The organism is Bdellovibrio sp. HCB209, assembly GCF_047306065.1.
GTDB lineage: Bacteria > Bdellovibrionota > Bdellovibrionia > Bdellovibrionales > Bdellovibrionaceae > Bdellovibrio.
Map to the genome: position 1 here is coordinate 184,811 of NZ_CP178618.1, position 17,820 is coordinate 202,630.

Genomic DNA, 17,820 nt, shown 5'->3' on the forward strand with positions numbered 1-17,820 from the left:
AAATCGCAAAATTTAAGATTAAATTATTTAGCAGTGATTGTGAAAGTCACTGTGTCTTTGTATGTACCCTCAAGAGCATTTGGGTTACCAGTGATTTTCAAACCAACAGATTTCGTGTTTGTTGTTTTGCCAGTTAGAGAACTGATATCAGTTACTGTTTGAGAAGAAGACAAAGATTTCTCTTGGCCGTTATACATCAATGCATAGCTGATTGCAGCGGCATCAGATGCAGAAGAATCATCAAGAGTCAGCTTGCCGTTGTGAGCAGAAGAAGCCGTTACTGTGTAACCTGATTTACGGTTGGAAGTTTCGAAAACGTAAGCAATGTTATCTACATTATTAGAACCACTTGTCGTCAATTTCGCAGAATCAATTGTGTATGATTGCTCAACTGCACCCGTTTCAACGTTCGTTGAAGCGATAGTGATATAAGTAGATGCTGGTACAGAGCCCGTAAGCTTAAGTGTTGCTTGAGTAGCAGCGAATGCAGGAGCAGCAACAACAACAGAGGCCATAAGAGCAGTGATTTTTGCGATCGTTTTCATTAGAAGACTTCCTTTCAAGAGAAGCTTGGGTTTTTGGTGTAATGTCACAGAACACTAGTTCACCAATCGTGCCGACCCAGAATAAGGTTCCTTAGCTGCTATATGACAGGCCAGTGTGAAGGAGTGGTTAAAAGTTAGTCAAAAGGACGTAAAATTGCTGACATTATCAGGTATTTAAGTCCCGTATAAGCTGAGAGGGTTTCAGATCCTGGTTAAGAAGCGAATAGGCTCATCTTTCTTCAAGAGATGTCTCAATTAGCCGATATTACTAATGATGGCCTCAGATAAGTCTCAAAACGATAATACGAAGTTACTGGGTCTGCTTCTATTAATAGGAGCGGCGGTGCTTGTTATTATGTCGTTGGGAAACGAGGGCGCTAAAACAACAGGTGCTCCAGGCGAAAAGAAAACAGCCAAGTTCGAGCAAGCCGTGAATAAACATCTGATGCTGACGAATGAAAAAATGGAATTCGAAAAGCGTCGTATGGAAATCGAAAATTCAGGCGCAGACTTCAACTCTACAAAAGCTCAAGCCACATACAATCCGACAGATTCAGGTTTGGATTTAGCAAACGATTCAAAAGCGGCAGAGGTCGCGAACATTCTGGGTCGTGGTGTTCGTCAAGAAGGCGTTCCTTCAAATCCTCATGACGTGATTCAAAAAGAACTTTTCAATGCTGAACAAGAAGCCGCGTATTCTGAAGCTTACAAAGCAGAGTACGCACGTCAGTTTGTTGAAAACGCAGCTCGCGGTGGTTACCGAGTTATTCTTGATGACGAATATCGTGTGAAACAAGTTATGCCAATTCAAAGAACTCCTGGAAGCATGGATATCTTTAATCCAACACAATCCAGCGGTGGCGCAGTTCAATAGCTGCTCTCCCTATCGCACTCTTCTAAGAGATTTAAAAAATCCATTATCAGCCATGCTGTAATAATCTTTCTCGCTAAAAATGATGTGATCCAATAGAGGTATTTGAAAAAGCTTACCGCAGTTTTGCATTTTACGTGTGGTCACTAAATCCTGATCAGAAGGTTGCACACTCGCACTGGGGTGATTGTGCGCCATCATAAAAAAGCTGGCGTTATTTAGAATAAGGAAACGAAAGATATCTCGAGGATGGCTAGGGCAGTGATCCGCAGTGCCACGAAAGATCATCTCCTTAGCGATAACTTTGAGTTGCGGGTTTAATGCAATGACCCAGAGTTCTTCCGCATAGGGGTTTAGGATTTCTTTTAGGCATTCAAAGGCTTGGGAGCTGGATGTGATCTCTGTCATGCGCCGTGCCCAATGCAATTTATAAAGACCTCTGTATGGAAAGGTTTGTCAGGTCAGGACCGAAAAGTGGACGGCCGTCTGGAAGCGTACGGGCACGACTTGCACCTGACAAATCCTAGGCATAGACTTACCGAGAACAAGGGGTATTTATGATCAAGAATTTGCTACTAGGTGCAGCGGCTGTTTCATTGTTGGCTCTTACGAGCTGTGGTCCCAAGGCATTCACTAAAGGTGATTATGACGATGTAAACAGAGAAAATCTGTTGAACGATCAATGGTCTGAAACAGATATGCAAAAAGCTGTTCACGATCTTGTAGCAAGCTCCTTGCAATCTCCGGCAATTTCTCAAGCTAAAAAAATGCCAGTGGTCATCGTGACTGGTTTGCAAAACAAAACAAGCGAACACATCGACACTCAAAGCATCATGGATATGATCCGTGTTGAGTTGATGAAATCTGGTAAAGTAGCGTTCATCGATAAAGAAGCTCGCGGCGATATCGCTGATGAATACAACTACCAAAATTCTGGCATGACGAGCGCTGAAACTAAAAAAGGCCCAGGCGGTCAAGTTGGTGCAGACTTCATCATCAATGGTCGTTTGGATTCTATCGTGCAAGAAGTTGGTAAAGACAAATCCGTGTACTACAAGCTGACATTGAATTTGACGAACTTGAAAACAAGCATGATCACTTGGTCAGACCAAAAACAAATTCGTAAAGTATTTAAGAAAAAATCAATCGGTCTATAATGTTTATGACTATGAAAAGACTCACGCCCTACGTGGGTCTTTTTTTTCTTCTTTTAACCACGGGATGCGCGACCTACCAAAACAAGGTCGGAAAAGCCCGTGCGTCTTTAGTCGCTCACGACTATGAAACCGCACTTAAAGAATTAGAACCTCTCGCGAATAAAGAAGACGGCGACCAGCTTGTTTATCTTTTAGACTATGGCGTAGCCCAACAAATTTCCGGAAAAGTTAAAGAAAGTAACGTCACTCTTTTGCGCGCTGATAAATTGGCAGAGCAAGTGGACTACCAATCGATCTCTCGAGTGGCGGGATCTTTGGCTCTGAATGAAGAGATGGTTCAGTATAAAGGTGATACTTTCGAAAAGATTTTCATCAATGCCTATTTGGCGATGAATTTTTTGGAACTGGGGCAGCTGGATGATGCATTGGTTGAAGCTCGTCGTATCAACGAGAAATATCAAAAGTATCGTCAGGAAGAAAAACAGAAATTTGAACTAAATCCCTTCAGTAAGTATCTTTCTGCTGTGATTTGGGAAGCAAATCGTGACTACGACGATGCCTACATCGCCTATCAAGAGGCGTATAAGTTAGATCCAACAATTCCACATATTGGCGAAGACCTTATTCGCTCGGCTAAATTGGCTCGTAGACCTGATACCTACAAAGACTGGAGAAAGAAATTCCCTGAAGTGAAAGAAAATCCAGATTGGTACAATAAATCCTTGGGCGAACTTGTGATTATCTATCAACAAGGTTGGGGACCAAGAAAGTATACAGCACAAAATGAATATCGTTTGCCGGCACTTTATCCCACTCCCAGCGAAACAAAGATCGCAAGAGTCACCGTAGATGGCGGGGAGACAGTTGTGAGTCATCCGATTTATGATGTTCAAGAGGCCGCGATCAAAACTTTGAAGGAAGACTACGGAATTCTAGTCGCGAAACGCTTGGCGGGCTTTGCTTCTAAAGCAGTTTTGGCCGATCAAGTTCGTCAAAAGAATCAATTGCTGGGGGATTTAACTTTCTTAGCGATGAATTTAGCGGATCGTGCGGATCTTCGTCAGTGGTCAACATTGCCACAGACAATTCAATTGATCCGAATTCCTATGAAACCGGGCGAGTATAAATTTAATCTAGAAGGTTTAAGTCTTGCGGGCACACCAACTGGTGAGGCTCTGTACAATCAGAAGGTCACAATCAAGCCGGGCCAGAAAAAATTCGTAGTTTGGCGCTCATTAAAATAGAAAAAAGGCAAAAAAAAGGCCCAGCCTAAGCTGAGCCTCTTCATACTAATCTGTCGAAACAGAATTAGTTGTTCAAACCAAGTGAAGAACCCGGAAGATTCGGAGTTTCTTCGTCTTGTTGAAGACCTGGAAGAACAGTTGCTTTTTCAGCAGCTACTTTAGCAGTAGTGTCTGTGTTGTAGCGAGTTGCAGCAGTAGCAACACGGTTTTCCAAGTTTTGTTTCATTTCCGCAGATGCATTTTCAACAACTGTGTTTACTTGTTGTTTAGTCATGTAATCTTGTGGGAATGCACCAAGTTTCGCAAGGTAGCCAGAAATGCTGCCGTTGCCGTTTTGGATGATTTCACGAAGTGTGAAAAGAGGAGCGTATTGAGATGCTTTCTTTTCAGCTTCAAAGATGATCTGAGTCAAAGTCGCAGCAGTGATATCGTTTTTTGATTTATTATCGATAACCATTACTTCTTCGTTTGTACGAATCATTTTAGCGATGTCGTCCAAAGTCACGTAGCAGCTTTGTTGTGTGTCATAAAGTTTGCGGTTCTGATAACGCTTGATGATCTTAACTTTAGAGTTTGGCTTAGATGTCATTGTTTCGTTTTGGTTGATCAAAAGTGCCTCCCAATTTGAAATTTACCCAAAATATCCAATGAGATATGTGCTAAAGTATTCAGCACGTCCCCCTGTCGATGGGCGCAACCTATCCCCGGTGCCATGCCTTGTCAAGCGGTCCTCAAATCAAAAGAAAAGACTCTAGGCGTTAATTTCAATCGATTTGAGAAATCTAAAGCGTCCAAACCCCTGTTTGTTTTTTTCAAATAAATCTTAGACCTTTGTCTAAAGTTTTAGTTCTAAGCCTCCGAAACGTATTTAGGGTCGAATACGTTGTGGGTGGTAGATTAATGAAACATGAGAAAAATCAAGAGTTTAAGTCATCAGGGGTTTTGACTTTGCTGGGCCTTCTTGGCTTCTCCGCTACCATCATCGCAGCCCCCTGGAACCAGTCCGCCCAAGACGCCGACACGAAAGCCGCTCTGCAGAAAGCAGAGGTCGTTGGTTACCAAGTTGTACAGATTTACCGCGAAGCGACAAAGGTTTCTGCGGCGCCGAAACAGGCCTCTGGAGGCCGTTTACCAGCCTCAATAAGCCCTGCGGCAACCGATTTAGACAACCTGCGTGCGACCGGAACGATGGGCACGGACCCTTGGGGCCAGCCGTATCGTTACCGCGTACTACCAAACGCTGAACGCAGTTCGAACATCCGTATTTTGGTTTGGTCATCTGGACCCAACGCCAAAGTCGAGAGCAAAGACTTAGATAACGAAGACAAGAAAATTTCCGGTCAGCCCAGTTTTGGGGGCGACGATATCGGTGTGGTCTTGAGTATGTCTCAAAATTAGAACTCCTGGTCCTGTCCTTGGGTCAAGTTATTGCGAGGCCTCGTCAAGGTTTTTACACATCTCACCGAACAGCCTAGTGACCAAGGAGATCTCATGCTTCTCTACACTAGAGCCGGAATTATCGCACCGCTACTAATCTCCCTCACTGCGTGCGCGACATTCACCTCACATGATTCTGAAAAGGCCACGTACTACGAGGCTTCTTTCAACGATCACAATCGTGCACCTGCATCTTTGACTCCTCCTGCTATTACTTCGAAAGATGGCCAAGCAACTTTGGATCCTCTTTATATGCGCACTCAAGCGGATTACTACTTCGCGATGGGTGAGGCGTATGCTCTAGAGGGCAATCCGAATAAAGCAATCGAGTCCTTCAAGTTGACATTGGTTTATGATGCGAATTCGCCAACGGTGAATATGCGTTTGGCGGCGGAATATCTAAAATTGGGTATGTTGTCAGAGTCTTTGGCGCAAGCTGAAGAAGCCGTTAAAAAAGATCCAAAAAACATCGATGGTCACTTGTTGTTGGGCGGTTTGTATTCATCTATGAAGCTTTATCCAAAAGCGATGGATCAGTACCAAGCTGTGATGAAGATCTCTCCAACGAACACAGAGGCTCCGTTGTACATTGGTGCTTTGTATTCTGAGCAAAAGCAATCAGACAAAGCGGTAAAGTACTTTGAATCGTTGTTGAAAAATCCTGAATACAACACTCCATATCTAGCTCACTACTACATCGGTCGTGTGCGCATGGAGCAGCCTGAAGAGAAATACCAAAAAGCAGCAGAGGCTTCTTTCAAACAATCTTTGAAATTGAAACCAGATTTTGCTGAAGGTGTTTTGACTTTGGGTGCATTGTACTCGAAACAAAAACAAGATGAAAAAGCATTGTCTATGTACCGTGCTTATCAAAAAGAAAATACTCCGAATCCTAAAATCGCGGATGTGTTGGCGCAAACATATATCGAGCAAGGTAAATACGACCTAGCATACGATCAATTGGAAGTGCTTGAAGCAAATTCTGATGAGCCATTGAATATCAAAATGAAGATGGCGTTGATCTTGATTGAACAAAAACGTTATGACGTTGCGGTTGATAAACTAGAGCAAATCCTGAAGGAAGCTCCAGAATCAGACAAGATCCGTTTTTACTTGGCAGCAGTTTACGAAGAAACACGCCAAGCTGAAAAAGCGATCCGTGAATTCAAAAAGATCCCAACGACAAGCACTTACTACGGTGAATCTACAGTTCACGCTGCTTACTTACTAAAAGGTTTGGGCCGTGTTGATGAAGCAATCGAACTGGTTTCAAAAGGTTTGAAAGAAAGAGCTGATCAACCACAAGTGTATGCAATGTATGCGTCACTTTTGGATGAAAAGAATGATTTCAAAGGTGCTGCAAAAGTTTTGGAGCAAGGCCTTGAGAAATTCCCAGAGAATGCTCAGTTGAGATTCTATTACGGCACGATCAATGATCGCATGGGTAATAAAGAAGTTGTTGTCGCAGAAATGCAAAAGGTATTGGATTTGGATCCAAATCACGTACAAGGTATGAACTATCTTGCTTTCACATGGGCTGAAATGGGTACGAACTTACCTGATGCGGAAAAGCTTGCTCGTCGTGCAATGGAGCTAGAGCCACAAGACGGTTATGTTTTGGATACTTTGGGTTGGATTTTGTACAAGCAAAACAAGATCACTGAATCTATCAAGTTCTTGGAAGCGGCTCACAAGTATCAAGGTACAGTGAGTGTTATCGCTGAACACTTGGGTGATGCTTACTACAGACAATCAATGGTTGATAAAGCTAAGAAAATGTATCGTAAAGCTGCGGATCTTGAGACTGACAAACGTAAAGTTCAAGAGATTCGAAATAAGATCACGGCAATTGAAAAACAAGAAATGGGTTCTCCAAGACTTCCAGCTTCTGTTGAAACAGTTCCTGTTGCGGCAGATCGCTCGGAAAAATAACTCCTTGGTCGGAGCCTTGGAAACTCGCTTAAAGCCCACTTCTTGGTGGGCTTTTTTTATTTCTTATCGAAAGCCTTTTTGTTCTTCATCTCTATATATAGATAGAAGCAAGTGTAGAACATAAATGGCAGCACCAGAATCAAACCAAACCCACGCATAAATGTCGCGATGACAAGCGCAATGCTGATAACGATCGTCGCAGGAATATAAGAGCCAAGATTCTTCATCGCGGCTAAGGCGGCTTTGTCCAAGGACTTTGCGATGCTTTGATGAGTTTCAAGTTGCAGATTCAGTCCATGACTTAGGATGAAATAGAAAAGAACTCCCAAAACCATCAATCCAAAGCCAGCCGGAACGGATTGCCACATAGGTTGCGGGCTGTGGATAACCGCGAATGCGGAACCCATCAGAATTCCTGTCGGCATCAAAATTACCGCGGTCACCAACCAGGCAACCCATTCTTTTTGTAAATGAGTGAAGTCACGGTCCCAACGACCTTTTTGCAGACGCAGATTCGCAAGTTCTTGAAAAATCAAAAGACCCACAGCAATCAAGAGCGCTCCGATAGTGGGAACAATTTGAGAAAAGAAAGTAAATGAAGTGGCTAGGACCCCTAAGAGCAGGCTGTCTTTCCAAATTTGTCGGAGCATGATGAATGCTTGTTTAACTGAATGCATTTCCCTATGCTAAGGGAATGAAAATTCTTTGGCGACAATTAATATCATTGATGCAGGGTCTTTTTCTTCTAACAGCAGCGCTGTTCTTAAACGCTTGCGCGAGTAAGCAAGTCGTTCAAGAAGGCCCACTCCAAAAAGCTGAATGGGAAACCAAAGCTTTGATTCGCGACATGAAGGATAACAAAACTCAGTCTGTTACTATAGATATGCAGGCAATTAAGAATCAGCGTGTGCGTTTGGATGTGACGGCGATGATGGGTTACCAAGTCGCATCTTTGGTTATGTCTCCCAAAGAAATTGCTTATGCCATTTACCCTCGCAAAGAATACTATTATGGAAAGAGCTCCGAAAAATCCATTGAGCGTATAATGGGTTTGAGCTTGCACCCAATGAATCTGGCTAATATCGCATTTGATGAACCTGTTCGCGGCCCTGGTTGGATCTGCGAGCAAGATGGTTCCAAGATTTTGTCGAAGTGTGAGAATAAGCAACGTTCTATTCGAGTTGAATGGAAAGACCGTACAACTGAAGGGCAAAAGAAAGTTGTAATTACGGCCCCGCAATTTGAAATGCAGTGGCTGTTTAAATCACCCCAGACCGAGGTCCAGTTCAAACCAGAGACATTCACTCTGAAACAACCTGATGGTTTCAAGGCAATACAAATAAATTAAAAAACTCGTTAACCGTCTAGTATTGAGGCATAATCTAAGTCAGTAGGTGTGTCACAAATCACCGGGGAGAGTATTATGTCCTCTAAGATTGACCTTCACTCGCTGATCAGCAACTGGCAGAACTCCAGCGTCAATGCTAAAGAACATTGGAGCGGTACTTTCTCTGAGTACTTGGACCTGGTTAAAGCTAATCCAAAAATTACCAGGAATGCCTATCAACGCATGTTCGACATGATTATTGAAGAGGGTACGGAAACGTATCTGGATTTCAAAAAAGAAGTCGTTCGCTACAAGTTTTTCAGCGATCAATTTAATAACGGTAAAGACGCGGTCTTCGGGCTTGATGTTCAGTTGATGAAACTGGTGAATGTCTTGAAGTCTGCATCGTTAGGATACGGCACGGAAAAACGTGTGATCCTGTTGCACGGTCCGGTGGGTAGTGCCAAATCTACAATTTGTCGTATGTTGAAAAAAGGATTGGAGAGATATTCTCACCAACCACAAGGTGCGCTTTACACGTTCGAATGGATCGATGAAAAGAATGAGCTTAAAGGTTTGTTGGGTAAAGACGTTAAAGTTTTCCCATCACCGATGAATGAAGAGCCATTGCTTTTGATTCCAGAAGAAATGCGCACGTCTTTGTATGAGCAAATTAACAAAGGCCAAGAAGGTTCCTTCCGCGTTCACGTGGATGGTGAGCTTTCTCCTCCTTCACGTTTTATCTTTAAGCATTTGATGGAGCATTATGATGGCGATTTGATGAGCGTGCTAAAACACGTTCGCGTAAGACGCCTGTTTATCTCTGAGGCCGATCGTATTGGTATTGGTACTTTCCAACCGAAAGACGAAAAGAATCAGGACTCCACAGAGCTTACGGGTGATATCAACTACCGTAAGATCGCAGAGTATGGTTCCGACTCTGACCCTCGTGCATTTAACTTTGACGGGGAGTTCAACGTTGCCAATCGCGGTATGATTGAATTCGTCGAGGTTCTTAAACTTGACGTGGCCTTCTTGTATGACCTTTTGGGAGCATCACAAGAGCACAGAGTAAAACCTAAAAAATTCGCACAAACTCATATCGATGAAGTGATCATCGGTCATACGAATGAACCAGAGTATCGTCGTTTGCAAGACAACGAATTCATGGAAGCCCTTCGTGACCGTACAGTGAAAATCGATATTCCTTACATCACTCGTTGGAAAGATGAAATCAACATCTATAAGCGTGATTTCAACTCCCAAAAAGTGCGTGGTATTTCCATTGCTCCTCACACTGTTGAGATGGCAGCGATGTGGGCGATCCTCACTCGCTTGGAAAAACCTAAGAAAGCAAACCTCACTCGTTTGCAAAAACTAAAACTGTATAACGGTAAAACGCTTCCGAATTACACTGAAGACAACGTGCGCGAGCTTCGTAAAGAAACTCAGCGCGAAGGTTTAGAAGGTATTTCGGCTCGTTATATCCAAGATAAACTTTCCAATGCGCTGGTAAATGCTCAGCAATCCAATAAGGGTTCCGTGAATCCGTTCATGGTCTTTAAGGAATTGGAATCCGGTCTTAAGAGTCACTCGCTTCTTTCAAACGAAGAACTGAAAGCTGAATACAAAGAGCTTTTGGGTGTCGTGATGCAAGAATACGAAGAGATTATTAAGGCGGAAGTGCAACGTGCGATCAGTGCTGATGAAAGCGCGATGGCAAGATTGTGCTCGAACTATATCGATAACGTAAAAGCTTATACTCAAAAGGAACGCGTTCGTAACCAGTTCACTGGTAATGACGAGGAACCAGATGAGCGTTTGATGAGATCGATCGAAGATAAGATCGAAATCCCAGAGTCCCGTAAAGATGATTTCCGTCGCGAGATCATGAATTACATTGGCGCCCTGGCTCTTGAAGGTAAGAAATTTAACTTCAAGATGAACGAACGCTTGCATAAGGCGATTGAGCTGAAACTTTTTGAAGATCAAAAAGACTCAATCAAACTTACAACCCTTGTTAGCAACGCGGTTGATAAAGATACGCAAGAGAAGATTGATATCGTTAAAACACGTCTTATTAAAGACTTCGGTTACGATGAAATCTCTGCGACGGATGTTTTACATTACGTTGCAAGTATCTTCGCCCGAGGCGATGTGAAAAGTAGATAACAATGGCAATACGGGAAGATCAAAACCGATTTAGAGATATCGTAAAGGGGAGGGTCAAAGAAGACCTTCGCAAGTACGTATCGCAAGGTGAAATGATTGGTAAGCGGGAGGACGAATTCGTCAAGATCCCGCTTCCTCGTATTGATATTCCTAATTTCCGTTATGGTCCCAAACAATCTGGTGGTGTTGGCCAAGGTGAAGGTCAACCCGGTCAAGATGTTGGTGATCCAGGTGAAGGCGGTCAAGGTCAAGCTGGTGAAGCTCCAGGCGAGCACATGGTGGAAGTTGAACTTTCCATGGAAGAGCTGGCAGAGATCTTGGGTGAAAAGTTGCAATTGCCACGCATCGAACCTAAAGGTCATAAAAATATCGATTCATTAAAAACGAAGTTCACAGGTATCGCTCCGGTGGGGCCTGAAGGTCTTCGTCATTTTAAATCTTCGTATAAAAGCGCATTGAAACGTCAGATTGGTTCTGGGACTTATAACTCAGAGGAGCCACTGGTTCTGCCGATCCGTCGTGATATGAAGTACAAGTCTTTCAAAAAGGTGAATCAACCGCAAACTCAAGCCGTCATCATTTACATGATGGACGTCTCGGGTTCGATGGGTGAGGAACAAAAAGAAATCGTCAGACTTGAAAGTTTTTGGATCAATACTTGGCTTAAAAAGCATTACAAGGGTCTTGAGACTCGTTTCATTATCCATGATGCCGCAGCCAAAGAAGTTGATGAAGACACGTTCTTTAGAACAAGTGAGTCGGGCGGTACGTTGATCAGCTCGGCGTATAAGCTTTGCCAAGAAATTATCCAGGCAGATTATCCAACGAACGAATGGAATATTTATCCATTCCATTTTAGCGACGGGGATAACTGGAGTGGCGAAGACACGCGTTTGTGCGTGAAGATGCTGCAGGAGTTCTTCCTGCCTAATTGCAATGTCTTTGGATATGGCCAAGTCGAAAGTAAATACGGCAGTGGTCAGTTCTTGAAGGACCTGCAAAAGGAATTCGGCGAAGACGAAAGAATCACTCTGAGCCAAATCGAAAGCAGAGATAAGATTCTGGATTCGATCAAAGACTTCCTCGGAAAAGGTCGCTAACCGATTCGTTCATTTCAATGGTCCTATTAGGAAGGGCAACCACCCTTTGGAGATGAGGAATTACCATGGCAAATTTAACTCCTGAATTAGAAGCGGAACGCAAGCGCATTTGCCAAATCGCTAAAGATGCCGGTCTTGATTGTTTCGAAACTATTTTCGAATTGATCACCTATGACCAAATTTCTCAATTCGCTGCTTACGGTGGTTTTCCAGTCAGATATCCACACTGGAAATTCGGTATGGAGTATGAGCACCTTTCTAAGAGCTATGAATACGGTCTTTCTAAAATCTATGAAATGGTGATTAACACGGATCCTTGCTACGCGTACCTGATGGAAGGTAATGCGATGATGGATCAAAAGTTAGTAATGGCTCACGTTTATGGTCACTGCGATTTCTTTAAGAACAACATTTGGTTCTCGAAAACAAATCGTAAGATGATGGATCAGATGGCGAATCACGCGACAAGAATTCGTCGTTACATGGATCGCTATGGTCAAGACACTGTCGAAAACTTTATTGATGTGTGCTTGAGTCTTGAAAACTTGATCGATCGTTATAGTCCTTATGTGGAAAAGTCTGTGGCAAAGTCAGAGGCTCCTCCTCCACAAGAAAAAAATTATCTTTTAAGAGTCGAGCGCGATTACATGCGCGACTATATCAATCCTCCTTCATTCGTTCAGGAACAAAAAATCAAAGCTGAACAAGAGGCGAGCGAGAAAGCACAGCGCTTTCCGCAAGAGCCAGAGAAGGATATTTTGAAATTCTTTATTCATCACGCACCACTCGCTGATTGGCAGGTGGATGTTCTGACGATCATTCGTGATGAAGCTTACTATTTTTCTCCGCAAGGTATGACGAAAACCATGAATGAAGGTTGGGCTTCGTACTGGCATTCTAAGTTGATGACGACAAAAATTTTGAATGATTCTGAAATCATCGATTTTGCTGATCATCATGCTGGAACAATGGCTATGGCACCGAATGGTTACAATCCTTACAAAGTAGGTATTGAGCTTTTCCGTGACATTGAAGAGCGTTGGAACAAAGGACAATTCGGTCGCGAATTCGAAGAATGTGACGATGTGAAGGAGCGCAAGCACTGGGATAAGAAACTTGGGCTGGGGCGCGACAAAATTTTTGAAGTTAGAAAAGTATGTAACGACGTGACATTTATTGATCAATTCTTAACAGAAGACTTCTGTGTGAGAAATAAATTGTTCGTCTATAAATTCAATAAAAAGACCCAAAAGTTTGAAGTCGACACTAGTAATTTCAAAGCCATCAAGGCGCAGCTGCTGTTTCATATGACGAACTTTGGTCAACCGATCATTCGTATTGAAGATGCAAACTTCGAAAACAGAGGTGAATTATTATTGAATCACCTTCATGAAGGCATCGACATGCAGCCTGATTTTATGAGCGAGACTTTGAAGAACGTTTTCAAGCTTTGGAAACGTCCCGTAAATATCGCAACGATCATGGATGAGACACCTCAACTTTTTAGATTTGACGGAAAGGAGTATACTCAGCATAAACTGACTGCAGAAGGACCGACACCGAATCCTTCGACTGAAGAAAGCTCTGGTTAGTTTTGATGAAGAATACTCGTTTAGTTTTTAGTACTGATCCCAAGGACACCGTTGTGTGTCCTGACTGCAAAGAGCTTAAGAGCGAATGCAAATGCCGTCCTGAAGACGATCCCACACAAAAGTTCACTGTGATCTTCAGACTCGAAAAAAATGGCCGCGGCGGCAAGACTGTAACCGTACTAGATGGTTTGCCAAGAAACGAAGACTTCCTTAAATCCTTGGCAAAAGAGCTCAAAGCAAAGTGTGGAGTCGGTGGCTCCCATGTAATGGGTGAGAAGTTCGGATTAGTTGAAATTCAGGGCGATAAACGCGAAGCGATCAAAAAAATTTTACAGGTCAAAGGCATTCCGTTTAAAGGGATGTAGTTCTAGACTTAAGGTAACTTGTATTTTTGTTCGATAGCAGACATTCTGTTTATATGCAGATGCACGAGAATAACATGAACGTAGGGGTAAACTTGGCTGCTAAAAAAATTGTCATCGTCGATGACTATGAAGAAAGCTGCAAGTTGTTGGCTGAAATCCTCAGCTCCACATATGATTGCAAATACACATCGGACAGCACGACGGCAATGGCTTTGATCAATGAACAAAAGCCAGACTTAATCCTTTTGGATTATAAAATGCCTGGCATGTTGGGCGTTGATGTATGTCGTGAAGTCCGCGAACAAGCTGAAATCAAAAACACACCGATTATCTTTGTATCGGGTGCTGCAACTATCGATGAACGTATCAAAGCGTTTGAGACAGGTGCGAATGATTTCATCTCTAAACCTTTCCACGTGAAAGAGTTGATCCTAAGAATCAAAGCTCGCTTGGCTGAAAAAGAACCGGAAGTAACTGCGGAACTAACAGCAGGCAACTTGCGTATGAACTTGTTGTCTCGCCAAATCTTCATCGATAACGAAGAAGTCAGCGTGACGCCAAAACAGTTCGATATCTTGAAACTTCTAGTAGCTGATAAGAACAACCTAGTAACTCGTGAGAAATGTTTGAGCGAGATCTGGGGTGACTCCGATGTTACTTCTCGTAACGTGGACTCACAGATCAATTATCTTAAGCGCAAGATCGCAAAATTCAGCGGTCGTATCGTAGCGGTTCCTTCTTTGGGCTACCGTTTAGAAGCTTAAAACTTAGATTTTTATAAGTTATCAAAAAGAAAAGGCGGAATCACTTCCGCCTTTTTTTATTACTTAATTAGATTTTTAGCTTCTTTCTGCGCTTCTTGCAGGGACTTCTGGAATTTTTCAAAGAATTCAGGAGTTACTTTGTAAAGAGCCAGATGATGCTGGAACAGATGAGTGCTTAGTTCGGGATGATCAGCAATGCTCGATTTAATTTTCTTCATCAAAGCAGGTTCCGCAACAAGCTTCTTAGTGAAGCTATCCATAAAGGCTTCATCGCGAAATTTTTCATAACTAGTGAATCCAGAATCTTGCAACGAAAGATCTTTGATGATTCCGTCGCGGCCTTCTTTGATTTGCTTGTCGATTTCAGCAGTGTATTCAGGAAACATTGGAGACTTAGATGCTTTGACTGCATCCAGGAGCTTCATGGCGATTTCAGCACTTTTCTCGATGCTGACTTGGCGAGGTTTTCCGTCTTGATCTAATAATAGCAAGTTATTGAAAACATCTTCAGGTGTTTCAGCGTGAGCTGGAGGTGCTTCTCCAAGTGTCTTCATGATTTCAGCAGATGAAATCAAAACTTCAAAGCGCAGGCTTTGCTCTAGGATTTCTTGAGCAGAAAGAGCTAGTACTTGTTCTTTAAGGTTTCTTAAGCGCATCATATCGTCTTTTTTCATTTTGCGCTTATTCATCATTTTCAATGTTTCCACGGACTCTTCCAGCCAAGATGTTCCTAGGCGATTCAAAAGTACCGGGCCTTTACATTGAGTCACCATCAAAGAGATGCGCGCTAAAGCTTGAGCATTTTTCATGCTGCCTTCGCGGCGAACCTGAGCATTGGTGATTTTAAAGATCTCAGAAGCTTCGGTCAGCATAAGTTCATTGCCGCTGCCACTTGCAGAGTACGCGTTGCAACCTTGGATCGATAAATCAGAAAGCTTTAAAAATGCTTTTGCCGTTTTTGCATTGCTCGATGATTTTTTCATCGTCGTTAGCAGGGAGAAAAACTGGCGGCTGCCTGCTGAAGGAATAATGATTTTGTCTTGCTCTGGCAGGGTAGAGTTAAGCTTCGCCGCAATCTCGATCAAGGATTTAGATGTCGAAGGAGTTGTTAGCTCTTCTTTTTGCGGAGACAGAGTGATTGCCGTGTTTGATTCAGGCGATGCTGTCGGCGCAGGTGTTGCGGTCGCAGCGGGTGTAGGGCTTTCGCTTGGAGCGGCGGCAAGTGCAAGAGATACAAGTAGATGAAGCATAACCCTCCTAGAGTTTCATTTTACGAGCGGTCTTTGTGAGCTTTTGCACAGCCCACAGAATATCTTTATGGTATGAGAACGTCTTATCAATATCTTTTAAATCAACCCAAGCGACTCCACGGTGATAGTCGGCGTCTGTGACGGCGCGGACTTCGTGCCAAGGTTCATCAAGTGTTGCTAGGAAAAATACCGTGTCGCAAGGTTGGTTTTTTCCGTTCCAATCAAAGTCATATTTGCGACGGAATTCTGTTTCAGGAAAGACTTTGATTTTGTAGTCAGTTTCTTCCTGGCCTTCACGAACGGCAGTGTGAGCAGCGCTTTCTCCCGGATCAATCATTCCACCCGGTAAAAAGAAATATTTCTTTTTAGAGATGGGATCTTCTGCGTGGAATCCCAAAATTTTATTTTTATAAACCACGACGGCCGAGGCGCGATGACGATAGGTCTTTTCAGATTTCTGATTCTTTAATTCATCACGGCGGTTTTGAAAAAATCCTGAAATAAGCTCAGAGCATTCTTTTTCTAAAACACCTGTGGTCACTTGGACCTGATGATTGAGGCGGGAATCGTTTAGAACTTGGTAAAGACTTTCGACGGCGCCACCTTTAGCATCGCGGGCGGCATAAACCACGCGACCGATGCGCGCTTGTTGGATAGCTCCAGCACACATCACGCAGGGTTCAAGAGTCACATACAAGGTGCAGTCTTCTAAGCGCCAGGATTCAAGTTTTTTAGCGGCTCTGTGCAAACACAAAAGTTCGGCATGGCCCAGGGGAGTATGAAGAGTTTCGCGAACGTTTGCGGCTTTAGATAAAAGCTCGCCGGTCGGAGAAACTAGAACGGCACCAATAGGTACCTCGCCGTTTTTTCCGGCTTTTTGCGCAAGTTCAAAAGCCTTGCGCATCCATTTAATGTCTTGGTCGTGACTTATCTTCATTGGGGATATTTTAGATCACCCTCAAAGAAAAGCTCAATCCAATTATGCTTCTTTTGCATCAGGGACCAGCGCCATTCGTTAAAATAAATCACGCGACCAGTGCTGATGCGAAATTTTAGATCATCGTCGGCTTGGGTCATAAAGTAAAAGGCCACGCTTTCCGCAAAATCATCCATAGGATTGGATGCTGCATAGGAAGTCACGAAGCTCGTTGGGTCCAATTGCAGATAGAAATCGCTCATGTCTGATAATTTCAAAGTTTCTGTACAGCCATAGAAGCAAAGCTTGCTCTGCAGAGGGAAATTATTTTTTTCGTTTGGTTCGATACCCGTCTTCCAGCTTAAAGATCCCCAGGAGTCTTCAATCGGCGTTTGGTGTTTCAAAAGTTCAAGGTAATCTTCGCGAGACGTTGGATTTTTACGACAATCAAATTTGTCAGAGGAGTGGCATTCGAACTTGTTTGCGGCATTCAGATAATCAAATAAATGTGCAAGCTCATGGGTGATAACATACTGAAGTGTCGCAATGGGAGAGTTGGTACGTATCGAAACTAAGGGTCCGCTCTTCTGAACTTCATAGCGGTGAGATTTCGCTCCGAACATTCTTTGTTCTTTCCACCCAAAGACCGCATCAGCAGATTGGTTTTCTGCCACCAATGATGTGGAGATCGCCATGAAGGTGATCACTTTTGTCGGATCAGAGTGGTGAGCCGCATATCCCGCCATCGCAAGTGATGCCATCTCATCAGCGATAAAGATCTGCGGAACTTTGCAAAACATTGTTTGAAGTGGCGGTGCTAAACGTTGATAAACCGCGCGGAGGTTTTCAAAAACTTCACCCGGAACTTCTAAACATTGGCCATTGTCTGAAAGGCTTTTGACTCGGCAAACGGCCTTGGCAATATGCTCTTCGCAGGCGTCGGCAGCGGCAAAATTCCAGCTGGCAGAGGGATTATTTTGGGCAGCTTTCATCGCGGGAGGGGTTCCCATCACGAAATCGGGCGATAAATGGGTGGCCCAGCTCATATTCGAGGCTGTTGCGTGGGCTGTGGCAGTTGCAAATAAAGCTAATGAAATTAAATAGATAAGTTTCATGTCCCCAACGATACACACAACTTCTGGCGGCCT

General features: G+C 43.4%; 18 protein-coding genes. 11 read left to right on the forward strand and 7 right to left on the reverse strand.

Annotated features, from left to right (window positions below; genetic code table 11):
- Nucleotides 1-23 precede the first annotated feature (23 nt).
- A complete protein-coding gene (locus ACLVWP_RS00940; RefSeq protein WP_413559397.1) occupies nt 24-545 on the reverse strand; it encodes a hypothetical protein in 522 nt (173 codons plus the stop codon).
- Between the two features lie 343 nt (nt 546-888).
- Between ACLVWP_RS00940 and ACLVWP_RS00945 the strand changes: the two genes are divergently transcribed.
- The gene (locus tag ACLVWP_RS00945; RefSeq protein WP_413559398.1) at nt 889-1,419 is read left to right on the forward strand and encodes a hypothetical protein; all 531 of its coding nucleotides are present in this window, start codon (nt 889-891) and stop codon (nt 1,417-1,419) included.
- A 9-nt stretch (nt 1,420-1,428) separates the two neighbouring features.
- On the opposite strand, the gene ACLVWP_RS00950 is transcribed toward ACLVWP_RS00945, so the two are convergent.
- Nucleotides 1,429-1,824 carry a JAB domain-containing protein gene (locus ACLVWP_RS00950; protein WP_413559400.1) on the reverse strand — a complete coding sequence of 132 codons (396 nt, stop codon included), beginning with the start codon at nt 1,822-1,824 and terminating at the stop codon, nt 1,429-1,431.
- 149 nt (nt 1,825-1,973) lie between these two features.
- Between ACLVWP_RS00950 and lpoB the strand changes: the two genes are divergently transcribed.
- Both lpoB and ACLVWP_RS00960 read left to right on the forward strand, forming a co-directional pair.
- Nucleotides 1,974-2,573, forward strand: a complete 600-nt coding sequence (lpoB, locus tag ACLVWP_RS00955) for a penicillin-binding protein activator LpoB (RefSeq protein WP_413559402.1) — start codon at nt 1,974-1,976, stop codon at nt 2,571-2,573.
- A gap of 11 nt (nt 2,574-2,584) precedes the next feature.
- Nucleotides 2,585-3,817, forward strand: a complete 1,233-nt coding sequence (locus tag ACLVWP_RS00960) for a COG3014 family protein (RefSeq protein ID WP_413559404.1) — start codon at nt 2,585-2,587, stop codon at nt 3,815-3,817.
- A gap of 64 nt (nt 3,818-3,881) precedes the next feature.
- Here the strand turns inward: ACLVWP_RS00960 and ACLVWP_RS00965 are convergent, their stop codons facing one another.
- Nucleotides 3,882-4,427 carry a polyhydroxyalkanoate synthesis regulator DNA-binding domain-containing protein gene (locus ACLVWP_RS00965; RefSeq protein ID WP_088617236.1) on the reverse strand — a complete coding sequence of 182 codons (546 nt, stop codon included), beginning with the start codon at nt 4,425-4,427 and terminating at the stop codon, nt 3,882-3,884.
- A 290-nt stretch (nt 4,428-4,717) separates the two neighbouring features.
- On the opposite strand from ACLVWP_RS00965, the gene ACLVWP_RS00970 reads away from it, so the two are divergent.
- Together ACLVWP_RS00970 and ACLVWP_RS00975 are read left to right on the forward strand one after the other, a co-directional pair.
- Nucleotides 4,718-5,215 carry a hypothetical protein gene (locus tag ACLVWP_RS00970; protein ID WP_413559406.1) on the forward strand — a complete coding sequence of 166 codons (498 nt, stop codon included), beginning with the start codon at nt 4,718-4,720 and terminating at the stop codon, nt 5,213-5,215.
- A 93-nt stretch (nt 5,216-5,308) separates the two neighbouring features.
- Nucleotides 5,309-7,186, forward strand: a complete 1,878-nt coding sequence (locus ACLVWP_RS00975; RefSeq protein WP_413559407.1) for a tetratricopeptide repeat protein — start codon at nt 5,309-5,311, stop codon at nt 7,184-7,186.
- A 56-nt stretch (nt 7,187-7,242) separates the two neighbouring features.
- Here ACLVWP_RS00975 and ACLVWP_RS00980 read toward each other — a convergent pair whose 3' ends face one another.
- Nucleotides 7,243-7,863: a hypothetical protein gene (locus ACLVWP_RS00980; protein WP_413559409.1), complete on the reverse strand. Its 621-nt coding sequence runs from the start codon at nt 7,861-7,863 to the stop codon at nt 7,243-7,245.
- A gap of 17 nt (nt 7,864-7,880) precedes the next feature.
- On the opposite strand from ACLVWP_RS00980, the gene ACLVWP_RS00985 reads away from it, so the two are divergent.
- The 6 genes from ACLVWP_RS00985 to ACLVWP_RS01010 all read left to right on the forward strand — a co-directional run bounded on the left by ACLVWP_RS00985 (nt 7,881) and on the right by ACLVWP_RS01010 (nt 14,506).
- Nucleotides 7,881-8,534 (forward strand): hypothetical protein, encoded by a 654-nt coding sequence (locus ACLVWP_RS00985; RefSeq protein ID WP_413559411.1) that lies wholly within the window; start codon nt 7,881-7,883, stop codon nt 8,532-8,534.
- Nucleotides 8,535-8,609: 75 nt separating this feature from the next.
- Complete coding sequence (locus ACLVWP_RS00990) at nt 8,610-10,685, forward strand: PrkA family serine protein kinase (protein ID WP_413559412.1); 2,076 nt, start codon at nt 8,610-8,612, stop codon at nt 10,683-10,685.
- Between the two features lie 2 nt (nt 10,686-10,687).
- Nucleotides 10,688-11,785 (forward strand): DUF444 family protein, encoded by a 1,098-nt coding sequence (locus tag ACLVWP_RS00995; protein ID WP_413559414.1) that lies wholly within the window; start codon nt 10,688-10,690, stop codon nt 11,783-11,785.
- 65 nt (nt 11,786-11,850) lie between these two features.
- Complete coding sequence (locus ACLVWP_RS01000) at nt 11,851-13,377, forward strand: SpoVR family protein (RefSeq protein ID WP_413559415.1); 1,527 nt, start codon at nt 11,851-11,853, stop codon at nt 13,375-13,377.
- A gap of 5 nt (nt 13,378-13,382) precedes the next feature.
- Nucleotides 13,383-13,742: a translation initiation factor gene (locus tag ACLVWP_RS01005; protein ID WP_413559416.1), complete on the forward strand. Its 360-nt coding sequence runs from the start codon at nt 13,383-13,385 to the stop codon at nt 13,740-13,742.
- Nucleotides 13,743-13,816: 74 nt separating this feature from the next.
- Nucleotides 13,817-14,506 (forward strand): response regulator transcription factor, encoded by a 690-nt coding sequence (locus ACLVWP_RS01010; protein ID WP_413559418.1) that lies wholly within the window; start codon nt 13,817-13,819, stop codon nt 14,504-14,506.
- A gap of 59 nt (nt 14,507-14,565) precedes the next feature.
- Here the strand turns inward: ACLVWP_RS01010 and ACLVWP_RS01015 are convergent, their stop codons facing one another.
- Genes ACLVWP_RS01015 through ACLVWP_RS01025 form a run of 3 tightly spaced genes read right to left on the reverse strand, consistent with a single transcriptional unit; the run spans nt 14,566 to nt 17,787 of the window.
- Nucleotides 14,566-15,756, reverse strand: a complete 1,191-nt coding sequence (locus ACLVWP_RS01015) for a hypothetical protein (protein ID WP_413559419.1) — start codon at nt 15,754-15,756, stop codon at nt 14,566-14,568.
- 7 nt (nt 15,757-15,763) lie between these two features.
- Nucleotides 15,764-16,693: a tRNA adenosine(34) deaminase TadA gene (tadA, locus tag ACLVWP_RS01020; RefSeq protein ID WP_413559421.1), complete on the reverse strand. Its 930-nt coding sequence runs from the start codon at nt 16,691-16,693 to the stop codon at nt 15,764-15,766.
- Complete coding sequence (locus ACLVWP_RS01025) at nt 16,690-17,787, reverse strand: hypothetical protein (protein ID WP_413559422.1); 1,098 nt, start codon at nt 17,785-17,787, stop codon at nt 16,690-16,692. The genes tadA and ACLVWP_RS01025 overlap by 4 nt, the downstream gene beginning before the upstream one ends.
- Between the last annotated feature and the right edge of the window lie 33 nt (nt 17,788-17,820).